This window comes from Arthrobacter sp. JCM 19049 (assembly GCF_001310435.1).
The window spans coordinates 1-12,840 of record NZ_BAXF01000036.1 but is presented as its reverse complement, the minus strand read 5'-3'; the positions used below and the strand labels follow the sequence as shown (position 1 = coordinate 12,840).

The following is a 12,840-nucleotide window of genomic DNA, read 5'->3' as shown; positions in this document are numbered from 1 at the left end:
GTCCGGTACGGGTTGCCTGTTCCCAGTGGGCCCAGCTGCCTGCGAGCGCGGCGACGTCCTGCCGGTCCAGGTAGTTCACATGGTCCACCGACCGGCTGCCAAATTCAACGGCCAGCCGGACTCCAGGACCGGGCCGAGTTGGTTGCCATGGACCTTGGTGGCGATTCCCCGGTGCGTGGCCGCCTGCAGCACCTGGCGTGCTTGCTCCTCGGTGAAGGCGCCTCGTTCACAGAAGACGTCGACGAAGTCAACATCCCCGGCCACCTCGTCCAGCATCGGACCGGCGACGGTCTTCGTGTACTGCTCCGCGTCCCAACCGGCTGGCACCAGATGGCTCCCAGGAACGTTAACTGTTCCACCAGCGGACGGGCGATGCGGGCATGGCGGGCTTCCTCGGCCACGTCCAAGCCGTATCCCGTTTTGGTTTCCATCCAGGTGGTACCCATGGACAAGGCTTCGGCCCGACGTTCACGCACCGCGGTCGCCAGCTGCTGGTCGTCCAGGGAACGGGTGGCGGAGGTGGTCACGGCAATGCCGCCGGCCGCATAGTCCTGCCCCGCCATCCGGGCAACGAATTCATCGGCCCGATCGCCGCCGAAGATCAAGTGGCTGTGCGAATCGACCCATCCGGGAAGCACTGTACGCCCGCCCAGGTCGTGGGTCTCCTCGGCCTCCGGGGCCTGCCCGGCCGGGCCGGTCCAGGCGATGAGACCGTTTTCGATCAATACCGCGGCATCGGCAAGAACCGTCCCGTCGGCATCGACGGTATTGAGTTGGGCAATATTTGTCAGCAGCAGGCTTGCCACAAGTTCCCCTTCCACGTCCTGAAACGACTCCAACGGTGCCCGGCCGGAGGCTGGACACCGTTGGTTAGACCGTATCGGATCGGATGGACCGGGAGCGGGCCCGGTCAGCGACATGCATCCGGGATCCCAGACAAAGGCGGGGACTATGCGTCCTGGGTGACGGCCTGTCGGGAATCGATGAACGCCTGCACGCAACGCTCGATGTCCTCGGCCGAGTGCGCCGCCGAGAGCTGCACACGGATGCGCGCCTGGCCCTTGGGGACCACCGGGTAGCTGAAGGCGGTGACAAAGACCCCGCGCTCGAGCATCTGTGCCGCGATGCGGCCCGCCAGCACGGCGTCGCCGAACATCACCGGGATGATCGCGTGCTCGCCGTCAAGCAGCTCGAAGCCGGCCTCGGCCATCTTGGTGCGGAACAGCTTCGCGTTGTCTTCCAGCTTCTCGCGCAGCTGTCCGGAACCTTCCACCAGCTCAAGGGCGGTGAGGGTGGCCGACACAATCGAGGGGGCCAGGGAATTGGAGAACAGGTAGGGGCGGGCCTTTTGGCGCAGCATCTCCACGATCTCCGCCCGTCCTGCGACATAGCCGCCCGAAGCCCCGCCCAAGGCCTTGCCAAAGGTGCCGGTGTAGATATCCACGCGCTCAGAAACCCCGGCGTGCTCCGGGGTGCCGGCGCCGGTGGGGCCCATGAAGCCCACGGCATGCGAGTCATCAACCATCACCAGCGCACCGTACTGATCCGCCAGGTCGCAGATCTGCTCCAGCGGCGCCAGGTAGCCATCCATGGAGAACACCCCATCGGTGACGATGATGGTCCGACGTGCACCGGCGCCGTCGTTCAGCTGCGCGGCGGCCTGCAGCTGCTTCTCCAGGTCAGCCATGTCCCGGTTGGCGTAGCGGAAGCGGGCTGCCTTGGACAGGCGGATGCCGTCAATAATCGAGGCGTGGTTCAGCGCATCGGAAATGATGGCGTCCTGGGCCCCAAACAGGGATTCGAACACTCCCCCGTTGGCGTCGAAGCAGCTGGAGAACAAGATGGTGTCATCGGTGCCCAAAAAGGCCGACAGCCGCTGCTCCAGCTCCAGGTGGATATCCTGCGTGCCGCAAATGAAGCGCACCGAGGCCATTCCGAAACCTCGCTCGTCCAGGGCCCGCTTGGCGGCTGCGATGATCCGTTCATCATCGGCCAACCCCAGGTAGTTGTTCGCGCAGAAGTTCAGCACCTCGCGCGCCTCATCCCCCAAGGCCCCGGCCTGGATGCGCGCCGACTGCGGCGAATCAATATGGCGTTCAGCCTTGTAGAGTCCCGACTCGCGCAGCTCCCGCAGTTCGGTTGCCAGCTGCTCTTTCATGTCCGTGTACATTGTCTCGCTCCTAGAAAACGGTCCAGTCAAGTACTACTTTTCCGCCCTGTCCGGCCTTGGCCGCGGCGAACCCGTCCTGCCATTGGGAGGCGGGAAGGAAATCGGTAACCACCGAGGAAATCCGCTCGCGCATGAGATCCGAGCTGGTGAGCATGGCGCTCATTGCGTACCAGGTCTCGTACATCTCGCGGCCGTAGATTCCCTTCAGGGTCAGCATGTGGGTCACCACCTTGCCCAGTCGATGTCGATGGGGGCGCTGGGCAGTCCGAGCATGCAGATCTTGCCGCCGTGGTTCATGTTGTTGATCATTTCCGGCAGTGCCGAGGAATGCCCGGACATTTCCATGCCGAAATCAAAGCCTTCCAGCAGGCCCAGCTGCTGCTGCGCCTGGGCGATGCGCGACTCGCTGACGTTCACCGCGAGGTCTGCGCCCATGGCGGCGGCCAGTTCCAGGCGCTGTTCGGAGACATCGGTGATGGCGATGCGGCGGGCACCGACGTGGCGGGCCACCGCCACCGCCATGAGTCCGATGGGCCCAGCGCCGGTGATCAGCACGTCGTCGCCCACCATCGGAAACTGCAGGGCGGTGTGCACCGCATTGCCGAAGGGGTCGAAGATGGCGCCCAGCAGCGGGTGATCTTCTCGTCCTGGTGAACCCAGACATTGCTTTCGGGGATGACCACGTATTCGGCGAACGCGCCGTCGCGCTGCACGCCCACGGAGCTGACGTTGATGCACATCTGGCGGCGGCCGGCGCGGCAGTTGCGGCACAGCCCGCAGACAATGTGCCTTCGCCCGAGACCCGGTCCCCGATCTGGACGCCATGCACGAAGGAACCGACCTCCACGACCTCGCCATAGAATTCATGGCCCGGGATCAGTGGTGTGTTGATCATGGATTTGGCCGCGTCATCGTAGGCCTCGATGTGCAGGTCGGTGCCGCAGATTCCGGTGGTCATCACCCGGATCTTGACGTCGTGGACACCGGTTTCCGGTTCAGGCCGGTCGACAAGTTCCAGACCTGCCTCGGGATTGGCCTTGTACAGTGCTTTCATCGTGTTCTACCTTCGGTTCCGGGCGCCGCCGGGGCGCAGCATGTCGGATTACTTCAAGTGTTGCAGGTCATGTCGGGCAATGACACATTAGTCATCCGCTGATTTTCTGAATTGTTGATTTAGCATCTACTTATGGAATTGCATCAGTTGCGCATTCTGCGCGAGCTCGGGGATCTGGGCAGCGTCAACGCCGTGGCCAAATCGCTGTTCGTCTCCCCCTCGGCGATCTCACAGCACCTGGCCCAGCTGCAGCGCCAGTTCGATGTTCCACTGACTAAAAAGTCCGGACGCGCCCTGGTGTTGACCGATGCCGGACAGATCCTGGCGTCGGCGGCCGCCGACGTGGCTTCCACGCTGGCCTCGGCGACGGCCCAGATTGAAACCGAGCAGCACGAGCAGGATCGGCCAATCAGGATTGCCGGTTTCCATTCGATTGGGCAGACCATTTTTGCCCCGTTGCTGGCCTTGGAAGATCACCGAATGCCGAAGCTGCAGTTCTTCGACGAAGATGTTTCGCAGCCGCAGTTTCCGGCGCTAACGTCCAGCTACGATCTTGTGCTGGCCCACCGGATGCCGCACACCGAACGGTGGCCCTCGAATATTGCGGTGATCCCGCTGGCCTTCGAACCCCTGGATGTGGCCATGCACCGTGAGCACCGGTTGGCGCAGTTTGACCAGCTGACCCCGCAGCAGGTCGTCGGAGAGCCGTGGGTTGTCTCGCGTAGCGGTTATTCACCCGCTGACGTGTTGGAGGTAATTGCCGCGCTGGGCGGCGCCGAGGCGAAGGCGGAGCACCGGGTCAACGACTATTCCACGGCCGCAGCGCTGGTTGAGGCCAGTGGCTGCCTGGGGATCCTGCCACGCTACACGGCACGGCGCAGTATGGGCAATGCGGTGACTTTACGCCCGGTGCAGGGGGTGAGACTGGGGCGACAAATCGACTTGTTGCTTCGCTCCGAGCATCTGCACCGCAGCACTATTCACACGGTGATTTCCGCGATCAAGGCCACGGTGCAGCAACTAGTCAGCACCCCGGGTCCGCTACACGCTAACCGACTGCTGGTTGGCCTCGAAGTAGTTGACCAGCTCCGCGTCCAGCGGCGGCACGCTCTGGCTGCTGCCGTCGGAGCGCAGCGACTGGGCGCCAAGGTCTCCCACGGCCACCGCGGCCCGCGCGGCAAGCGGGGAGGTCTGGGTTGCCCCGCCGTCACTGGCAAAGCGCAGGAACTCGGCGATCAGCCCCGGATCGGCCCCGCCGTGGCCTTCCGGGTCTCCTTCGATGGTGATCTTCCGGTCCGGTTCGGCAAAACCGCTGGTGCTGCGCGTGTTCCAGAGGTAGATCGATTCGCCGGGCCCGTCGCCGAAGTTCTCGATGCGTCCTTCGGTGCCAATGACTGTGTAGTTGCGCCAGTAGTCCGGAGTGAAGTGGCACTGCTGGTAGGAGCGAAGACGCCGTTGTCCAGCTTCATCTGCACCATCGACAGGTCTTCGACATCGATGGTCGGGTTCAGGTCCTTCTGCGCGGTCGGCGGCCAGTTCTCCTTCGAGAACCAGTCCCCCATGCGACGGTCCGAATTATCCCGCCGATCGCTCACATCCCCGTACACGGTCAAGCCGCCCAGTCCCGAAACTTCGGTGCTGTAACCGCCAGCCAGCCAGTGGATCACGTCGATGTCATGCGCTCCCTTTTGCAGCAGCAGGGTATTGGAGTAGCGGCGCTCGGCATGCCAGTCCTTGAAGTAGTAGTCCCCGCCATTGCCCACGAAGTGCCGGCACCACACGGCCTTGACCTGCCCGATTGCCCCCTCGTCGATCAGCTGCTTGAGCTGGCGGATGACCGGCATGTGCCGCATGTTGTGGCCCACGTAGAGCCTGGTGCCGGTGCGGTAGGCGGTCTGCAGTATTTCGTCGGCCGCCTGCGTGCTGATGTCCAGCGGCTTCTCGCAGAAGGTCGGGATCCCGGCCTGCAGGGTGCGCACCACGACGTCGCGGTGGGTGTGGTCGGGGGTCAGCACCAAAACCGCGTCAATACCGCTGTCCAGCAGTTCCTGCAGATCGTCGGTGACCACGCTTTCGGGCAGGGCCTTGCGCGCATCGGCCCGTCCGCGCTCACTGGTGTCGCACACGATGCTGACCACGCTGCCCTGCCCCGGGCGCTGTACGTAGCGGTGCAGGGAGGCGCGCAGGCCAAAGCCCACGATTCCTACTTTGAGATCCATTAATTCTTCTCCTTTGATTCCGTGCGGGGCACGGAGCATCTAGTCTGCTTTGACAGAAATTGGGCCGGGGAAATAGCACCGCACCTGGTGGTCATCGCGCCAGGCTCCAGTGCCGGTTCACCCAGCGCGCAACTGGGCTGCGCGATCGGGCAACGGGTGTGGAAGCGGCAGCCGGTGGGTGGATCGATGGGCGAGGGCGGGTCGCCCTGGAGCATGATCAGCTTCCGGTCGGCGCCATCGCCACGACGCAGCTCCGGCGCGGCCGAGAGCAGCGCCTGGGTGTAGGGGTGGGCGCTGTCGTCGTACACCTGGTCGTAGGTGCCGGTTTCCACCACGCGCCCCAGGTACATGGTGGCGACGCTGTCGGAAATGTGGCGCACGATCTGCAGGTCGTGGGCGATGAACACGTAGCTGAGCCCCAGCTCGCGCTGCAGCTGCATCAGCAGGTTCACCACCTGGGCGCGCACCGAGACGTCCAGGGCGGAGACCGCCTCGTCGCAGATCAGCACCTTGGGGTTCAGCGCAATGCCCCGGGCGATCCCGATCCGCTGCTGCTGGCCGCCGGAAAAGTTGTGCGGGTAGCGCTCCAGATGGTCCGGGTTCAGTCCGACAAGCTCCATCAGCTCGCGCACCTTGGCCCGGCGGGCGGAGGGCCGCACCAGCTCCGGGTGGATTTCGAAGGGCTCGAGCAGGATTTGCTCGATGGTCATGCGCGGGTTCAGCGACGCATAGGGGTCCTGGAAGATCAGCTGGATGTTGCGCCGCATCTCGGCGCGTTCGGCGCCGTGCAGGGAGTTGATGTCGACCCCCTGGAACAGCACCTGCCCCTCGGTCGGCTTTTCCAGACCGCTCATGATCCGGGCCAGGGTGGACTTGCCGCACCCGCTTTCACCGATCACGCCCAGGGTTCGGCCGCCGGCGACCTGCAGATCCACCCCGTCCAGGCCTTGACGACCTTGCGCGGCCCAAAGGGCAGCGGGCGGGCGACCGGATAGTGCTGTTTGACCCCGCGCAGCACCATGATCGATTCATGGCTCTGGGCGGTGAAGCCGAGTTCAGTTTCGGTGAGTGACAAGCTTTCGACCTCCCGGTAGTTGAAGCAGGCGGTGTGGCGCTGTGGTCAATCTGTTCCAGTGGCGGCACCGCGGTGGTGGCGCAGTGCTCGGTGACGTACCGGCAGCGGTCGGCGAAGGAGCACCCGGCCGGCAGGGCCAGCAGGTCCGGCGGGCTGCCGGGGATCGCCGGCAGCAGCTGGCCCTTGAGCTCCTCGCTGGCGATGGATTCGGCCAGCCCCTTGGTGTAGGGGTGGGCCGGCTCATCCAGCACCTGGGCGGTCGGGCCGTTCTCGATGATCCGCCCGGCGTACATCACCGCCACCTGGTCGGTCACCTCACGCACCACCGAGATGTCGTGGGTGATCAGGATCAGGCCCATGTTGTTCTCGGCCTGCTGTTCCTTGAGCAGCTGCAGGATCTGGGCCTGCACCGTGACATCCAGCGCCGTGGTCGGCTCATCGGCGATCAGCAGTTCCGGGCCCAGCGCCAGTGCCATGGCGATGACGATGCGCTGGCGCATCCCGCCGGAGAACTGGTGCGGGTAGTCGTTCACGCGGCTGGCCGCGGCGGGGATCTTGACCCGGTCCATCATTTCGATGGCGGCCTTCTTCGCGGCGGTTCGGCTCATCCCGCGGTGCACCCGGTACAGTTCACCAATCTGCCGCCCCACCGGATGAACCGGATTCAGGGCGCTAAGCGCATCCTGGAACACCATGGAAACCTTCGGACCGGTCAGCTGGCGGCGCCGTTTGGCGCTAATGGAGAGCAGGTCCTCCCCATCCAGCAGGATTTCACCGTCGACCACCCGGGCCGGAGGGATATCCAGCAACCCCATGATGGTGCGAGCGGTGACGGATTTGCCGGAGCCGGACTCGCCCAGGATCCCCAGGGACTGCCCGGCCTGGACCGACAGGTTGACACCATTGATGGCGGTCGCCACCCCCTGCGCGGTGGCGAACTCAACGCGCAGGTTGCTCACCGAGAGCAGCTTGTGATTCTGGGGCTGGCTTGTGGGAATCATCATTTGCCCTTCGGGTCGAATTCGTCGCGGATGGCTTCACCGAACAGCACGAAGCCCAGCACCGTGATCGTCAGGAAGACTGCCGGGAAGATCAGCAGGTGCGGTGCCGCATCGATGTAGTCGCGCGCGGCGGCCAACTGCAGCCCCCAGGAGACGGCCGGGGGCGTCAGGCCGATGCCGATGAACGTCAGCCCGGCCTCGGCGGAGATCATCCCGCCCACGCCCAGGGTCTGCAGCACCAGCAGCGGGGTGATCGCGTTGGGCATGATGTGCTTGCGGATGATCCGCCCGTTGCCGGCGCCAGCAGCTTGGCTGCCTGAACGTATTCGCGGTGGCGCACCTCCATGACGGAGGAGCGCATGAAGCGGACGCCACCTGGCCAGCTGAACAGGGCCAGGGCAAAGATCACGGTCCACACGTTGCGCTCCCCGAAGAGCTGCAGCACCACGATGGCCGCCAGGATGAACGGCAGCCCGAAGGCCATGTCGCAGATGCGGGAGATGACCGCGTCGACCCAACCGCCGAAATACCCGGCAATGGCCCCGACGATGGCCGCGATCGCAAAGGCGATGGCCGAGACGAGCACGCCGACCAGGATCGAGGCCCGGGCCCCGTAGATCACGTTCGTGTAGTAGTCGCAGCCCTGGATGTCGATGCCGAAGATGTGCTCGGCACTGGGCGGCAAGTTTGACTTGAGGATGTCGCAGTTCTCGGTCGGCCCGGGTCCGAAGCCGGTGAACAGCTGCGGGAAGGCCGCCATCAGCACCATCAGCAGAACGATGGCCCCGGAGATCGCGAAGCGCGGACGCAGCCACCAGCGGCGGTGCGTGCCCTTGGGCTGGTCCGGTTCGCGCTCGACGGCTTCTGCCCCGTCCCCGGAGGCGACGGTCGCGGTAACGTTACTCATATTCTCACCCGTGGATCGATCAGGCCGTAGGTCAGGTCAACAAGCAGGTTGAAGACCAGGTAAACCAGCACCAGCAGGGTGGCGATGCCCACGACCACGGTGCCTTCCTTGTTGTTGATGGAGCTGACCATCAGTCCCCCGATGCCGGGGATGTTGAAGATGGCCTCGATGATCACCGCGCCGCCCAGCATGCCGGCCAGGCTCAGGCCCAGGTAGGTCACCACCGGATCATCGAGTTGCGCAGCGCGTGTCCCCAAATGATGCGGCGCGGGGAAAGCCCCTTGGCCTTGGCGGTGCGCAGGTACTCGGCACGCAGCACGTCCACCAGTGAGGTGCGGGTCAGCCGGGCCAGGCCGGCGGCGGCTTCAAACGCCATGACCAAGGCCGGCAGGATGAACGCCATGGGCCAACCGGCCCGGATGCCGGCCGGCTCCACCCAACCCAGGTGCACACCAAAGTAGGTCTGGGCACCCAGGGCAATCACGAAACTGGGCACGCCCATGAAGATGACGGTGAACACCAGCGCGAAGTGGTCTCCGGCCCGCCCGTTGCGCAGCCCGCCGTACACGCCAATGACCAGGCCGATGATCAGCTTGAGCACCCAGGCGGTCAGGGCCAGAGTGAAGGTGACCGGCAGGCGTTCGAGGATCAGGTCCAGGACCGGCCGACCGAAGAAGTCGATGCCGAAGTTGCCCTGGAAAACGCCGAGCATGTAGTTGCCGTACTGCACCAGGAACGGATCATCCAGGTGGTAGGCCTGGCGGATCTGCGCCACGGTGGCCTCCGGCAGGGGCCGCTCACCGGTCAGGGCGGAAATCGGGTCGCCCGGCATCAGGAAGGTCAGGGCGTAGATGATGAATGTTGCTCCCAGCAGCACCGGGATCATTTGTGCCACACGCCGTAGAGTGTAACCCAGCATTTGCTTACCTCTTTGTTCGATAAAGAGACTTGGACCCGTGGGACCACGGGTCCAAGTCCATGTTCGATCTGGTTAGCAGGTGTAGCCCGCGCGGTAGTACTGCAGGTCGCCCTGCACGTCATTCAGTTCGGCGCAGCCGGACTGCAGACCGTAGTCGGTGGGGATGAACAGCGGGATGGCCGGCATGTCCTTGATGATCAGGCCTCGGCCTGCTTGAACAGCTCGGTCGACTTGGCGTCGTCCATTTCGGCGCGGGCGGCCTTGACCAGCTTGTCGACCTCCGGGTTGGAGTAGGCGGTGGCCGAGTTGCCGTCGCCGCCGGTTTCATACTGGCTCAGGTACTGGTCCGGGGACTTGTAGGACCAGCCCCACAGCCCAAAGGCTGACCCTTCCAGCTTCTGGGAGTTGCGCCGCTCGGACAGTTCGGTTCCCAGCATCGGCTTCATCTGCACCTTGATGCCCAGGTTGTCCTGGATCTGCTTGGCGATGGCCTGCACCAGCTGCTGGTCGGAGGCCGAATCGCTTTCGATGATCAGGGTGCCGTCGAAGCCGCCGTCATCGGCCAGGATCTTCTTGGCTTCCTCGGGGTTGAATTCGCAGGCCTCGCAGGATCCCTCAACGTAGGAGTCCAGGGACGGCGGGACCAGCGAGTCGGAGGGCTCGGAGTGGCCCTTGAGCAGCGACTGGGCGATCGCCTCACGGTCGATGGACATGGAGATCGCCTTGCGCAGCGCCGGGGACTTCAGGGTGTCCACGTACTCCGGGATCTGCAGGGTCTGCTGCTTGGAGCTGGTCTTGACCTCGTAGAGGGCCTGCTCGCCGAGCTGGTTCTTGGCCTTGTCGACCATGGTCGCCGGCACATTGCGGATCATGTCCAGGTTCCCGGCGGTCATGTCGGTGTAGGCCGGATCCACGGCGGTGTAGATCTTGGCGACCAGCTGATCGGCGCCGCCGCTGAAGCCCTGGGCGCCCTGGAAGTCGTCCCACTTTTCCAGCACAACCTGCTGGTTGTGGTCCCAGGAGACAAACTTGTAGGGGCCGTTGGAGACGGGGTTCTGCTCGTAGGCGTCCAGGTCGTCAAAGGCCGACTCCGGCATGGGGCAGGTGGGGTTGGTGCTCAGGATCTTGGGGAAGTCGCGGTTCGGGGCGGTCAGCGTGACCTGCATGTGGGTGTCGTCGATGACCTTGACCCCGGACATCGTCTTGGTGCTCGGCTTGGATCCGTCCTCCGGGTTCAGGTCCTTGTAGCCTTCGAAACTGACGAAGGTGCCGTTGCCCTGCCAGGCGTTGGAGCCGGTGGCGGTGGCGTTCCAGGCATCGGCGAACGACTGGGCGGTCACCGCGGTGCCGTCGTGGAAGGTCCAGCCCTCCTGCAACTCGATGTCCCAAACCTTGGCGTCATCGCTGGTGACGGACTTGGCGGCCAGCGGCTCGAACTCCTGGGTATCCAGGTTGATTTCCATCAGGTTGGCGCACAGCGCCATCCCCAGCTGACTGCCCGGCTCCTTCTGCGGGACGATGCTCTTGGGCTCGGTGGACATGAACGAGAGCACGCGCTCCCCGCCGTCCTGTCCGGCGCTGGGCTGGCCGTTGGATGAGCAGGCCGTGGCCGCCATCATCAGCGTGACTGCGCCTGCGGCGGCCGCCAATGCCTTGGAATGTTTCCTCATGGTCTCTCCTTGGTGCGAGTGACACGTGGGCCGCCTCAATGCGGCCTGTGCCTGCCGTCACATACTTTATTTTATGAAATAAAGTAAACATAGGAGTGTGACGTTGTCAACAAGATGACTAGCCGAGGGCCGCGAAAGTCCTCAGATCCATGGCTTCAATGAAGCGCAGCGGGTGGGCCAAAACCTCGTTGACCATAATGCTCGCGGCGAAGAGCGTGAGCGAAAGCGCGTGGTCAGTGGAATAAACCACCCTGTGCGCCGCCTCGGCACCCCGCAGCGAAAAGCGTGCCACATCCCGCTTGACCTGGGCCAGGGTCTCGGGGCGTTCGGCCGGAGTGCCGGCGATCACCAGCAGGCCCGGGTCCAGCAAATCAACCAGGGTGGCAGCGGCACGGGCGACATAGCGGTCCCGGTCGGCCACCAGCGCCCGGATCTGCTCATCCCCCGCGTCGTACAGCCGGTCGATGTCACCATAGTGCACCACGTCGTCCCGGCCCGCCTCGTGGGCCAGCCGCACGGTGGCCTCGTCCGTTGCCATCACCTGCAGGCAGCCGTTGCGGCCACAGGGGCAGGGGTGCCGCCCGTCGGAGACCGAAAGGTGGGCGATATTCCCGGCGTGCTGGGTCCGCCCGGCGCGGATCCTGCCGTCGCTGACCAGCACCGCGCCGAGGTCCGAGGTGTTCACCAGCATGACGAAGTCCGATTCCTCGGCCGTGCCCGTAGAGCAGTTCGGACTGCGCTGCCGCCCTGGCGTTGTGATCCAGGATGACCGGGAGCGGAAGCTGCTCGGCCAGCAGCTGCACCGCCGGCACATCGACCCACGCAGCACCGGGGTTGTCCACGATCCTCCCTGCTGGCGATCGACGATGCCGCCGGTGGCGACCCCGGTGCCCAGCACCCGTCGTCCCCCGGCGTGCTGCTGCATCAGATCCCGTGCACCGGTGACAATCACCTCGAAGGCCTGATCCACGTCCATGCCGGAGTGCGGGATCAGCACCGAGGCCTGGCTGACCCCGTCCAGCCCGGTGAGCACCACACCGGTCACCCGTGGACCCAGGTGGATGCCCATGACAAGGTGGGAGCGCGTATCGACATGCAGCGGGACCCGCGGGCGGCCCTGGCCGCGGGCCACCGGCTCCCCCTCAAAAATCAGCCCGGCATCGATCAGCCGGGCGGCAATACTCGTGACCGAGGCGGCGCTGACCCCAATGGCGTCGGCGACCTCCTTGCGGGAGCTGCCGGGCGCGGCGAAAACCTGCTGCAGGACTGCGGAAAAATTCTGCGCGCGCACCGGATCCGTTTTTCGACTCATGTCACCGGGGCCTTTCGAGGGAACGTGTTTTTCTACACGCGATGTGAAAGCGAACTTTCATCATTGTGCCACCATTTGCGCTCCCCACTTTGCCGCCGGTAACAATTGACCACCGGCCCGCCGCGGCACCGTAGGACCGGTGCCCCGCGGTGCTGGCAGATCATTACAAGTCACGTTCGTGATTCTCGGTTGGCGCAAGCGGCGAATCCAGCTATCGGCCGGCGGAGAGCAGCAGGTCCAGGCTTTCCCGCCCGATGCGCCCCAAGGGGTCCCCCGGGTCGAGCTGGCAGAGGAGCAGGCCGTAGCGCAACGCCCAGCCCCGCGCACGGTGCCACAGGTCCTCCCCGTCGCTCACCCCGTAGCGTTCCAGGGCCCGGGTTCGTGCGGTAGACCCGAAATGCAGCCACAGCATGCCCAAGTCCGAGGCCGGATCCCCGGCGCACAGATCCCCGAAATCCACGAGGGCCGCGAAGCGGTACCGGTGGCGGCGCGGTGCACGATGGTGTTGTGCGG

8 protein-coding genes and 5 pseudogenes are annotated in these 12,840 nt (G+C 64.9%); 1 reads left to right on the top strand and 12 read right to left on the bottom strand.

What is annotated here, in order from left to right:
- The 3 genes and pseudogenes from JCM19049_RS18365 to tdh all read right to left on the bottom strand — a co-directional run.
- Nucleotides 1-806 (bottom strand): annotated as a pseudogene (locus tag JCM19049_RS18365) (imidazolonepropionase); the annotation flags it as partial.
- 143 nt (nucleotides 807-949) lie between these two features.
- Nucleotides 950-2,170, bottom strand: coding sequence for a glycine C-acetyltransferase (locus JCM19049_RS03405; RefSeq protein WP_054820805.1), 1,221 nt, complete (start codon nucleotides 2,168-2,170; stop codon nucleotides 950-952).
- Nucleotides 2,171-2,180: 10 nt separating this feature from the next.
- Nucleotides 2,181-3,224 (bottom strand): annotated as a pseudogene (tdh, locus tag JCM19049_RS03400) (L-threonine 3-dehydrogenase).
- Between the two features lie 132 nt (nucleotides 3,225-3,356).
- Here tdh and JCM19049_RS18360 point away from each other — a divergent pair.
- A pseudogene (locus JCM19049_RS18360) lies at nucleotides 3,357-4,175 on the top strand (LysR family transcriptional regulator); the annotation flags it as partial.
- Nucleotides 4,176-4,265: 90 nt separating this feature from the next.
- On the opposite strand, the pseudogene JCM19049_RS03390 reads toward JCM19049_RS18360, so the two are convergent.
- The 9 genes and pseudogenes from JCM19049_RS03390 to JCM19049_RS03350 form a co-directional block, all read right to left on the bottom strand.
- Nucleotides 4,266-5,443 (bottom strand): annotated as a pseudogene (locus JCM19049_RS03390) (Gfo/Idh/MocA family protein).
- On the bottom strand, nucleotides 5,443-6,378 hold the full coding sequence (locus JCM19049_RS03385) for an ABC transporter ATP-binding protein (protein ID WP_279402377.1): 936 nt from the start codon (nucleotides 6,376-6,378) through the stop codon (nucleotides 5,443-5,445). The pseudogene JCM19049_RS03390 and the gene JCM19049_RS03385 overlap by 1 nt, the downstream one beginning before the upstream one ends.
- The gene (locus JCM19049_RS03380; RefSeq protein WP_279402376.1) at nucleotides 6,332-7,477 is read right to left on the bottom strand and encodes an ABC transporter ATP-binding protein; all 1,146 of its coding nucleotides are present in this window, start codon (nucleotides 7,475-7,477) and stop codon (nucleotides 6,332-6,334) included. The genes JCM19049_RS03385 and JCM19049_RS03380 overlap by 47 nt, the downstream gene beginning before the upstream one ends.
- 41 nt (nucleotides 7,478-7,518) lie before the next feature.
- Nucleotides 7,519-8,279: pseudogene (locus JCM19049_RS18355) on the bottom strand (ABC transporter permease).
- 143 nt (nucleotides 8,280-8,422) lie between these two features.
- Nucleotides 8,423-8,650, bottom strand: coding sequence for an ABC transporter permease subunit (locus tag JCM19049_RS23100; protein WP_374700220.1), 228 nt, complete (start codon nucleotides 8,648-8,650; stop codon nucleotides 8,423-8,425).
- On the bottom strand, nucleotides 8,644-9,345 hold the full coding sequence (locus JCM19049_RS03365; protein ID WP_374700219.1) for an ABC transporter permease: 702 nt from the start codon (nucleotides 9,343-9,345) through the stop codon (nucleotides 8,644-8,646). Before JCM19049_RS03365 ends, JCM19049_RS23100 begins: the two co-directional genes overlap by 7 nt.
- A 197-nt stretch (nucleotides 9,346-9,542) precedes the next feature.
- On the bottom strand, nucleotides 9,543-11,015 hold the full coding sequence (locus JCM19049_RS03360; protein WP_279402375.1) for an ABC transporter substrate-binding protein: 1,473 nt from the start codon (nucleotides 11,013-11,015) through the stop codon (nucleotides 9,543-9,545).
- Between the two features lie 118 nt (nucleotides 11,016-11,133).
- A complete protein-coding gene (locus JCM19049_RS03355) occupies nucleotides 11,134-12,327 on the bottom strand; it encodes an ROK family transcriptional regulator (protein WP_279402374.1) in 1,194 nt (397 codons plus the stop codon).
- 211 nt (nucleotides 12,328-12,538) lie between these two features.
- On the bottom strand, nucleotides 12,539-12,840 hold a 302-nt coding region (locus JCM19049_RS03350; protein WP_279402373.1), incomplete at its 5' end, for a phosphotransferase.

Bases quoted from the DNA above. Each gene is read 5' to 3' on its own strand.
- JCM19049_RS03405 (WP_054820805.1), bottom strand. From the start codon at position 2,170: ATGTACACGGACATGAAAGAGCAGCTGGCAACCGAACTGCGGGAGCTG.
- JCM19049_RS03365 (WP_374700219.1), bottom strand. From the start codon at position 9,345: ATGCTGGGTTACACTCTACGGCGTGTGGCACAAATGATCCCGGTGCTG.
- JCM19049_RS03360 (WP_279402375.1), bottom strand. From the start codon at position 11,015: ATGAGGAAACATTCCAAGGCATTGGCGGCCGCCGCAGGCGCAGTCACG.
- JCM19049_RS03355 (WP_279402374.1), bottom strand. From the start codon at position 12,327: ATGAGTCGAAAAACGGATCCGGTGCGCGCGCAGAATTTTTCCGCAGTC.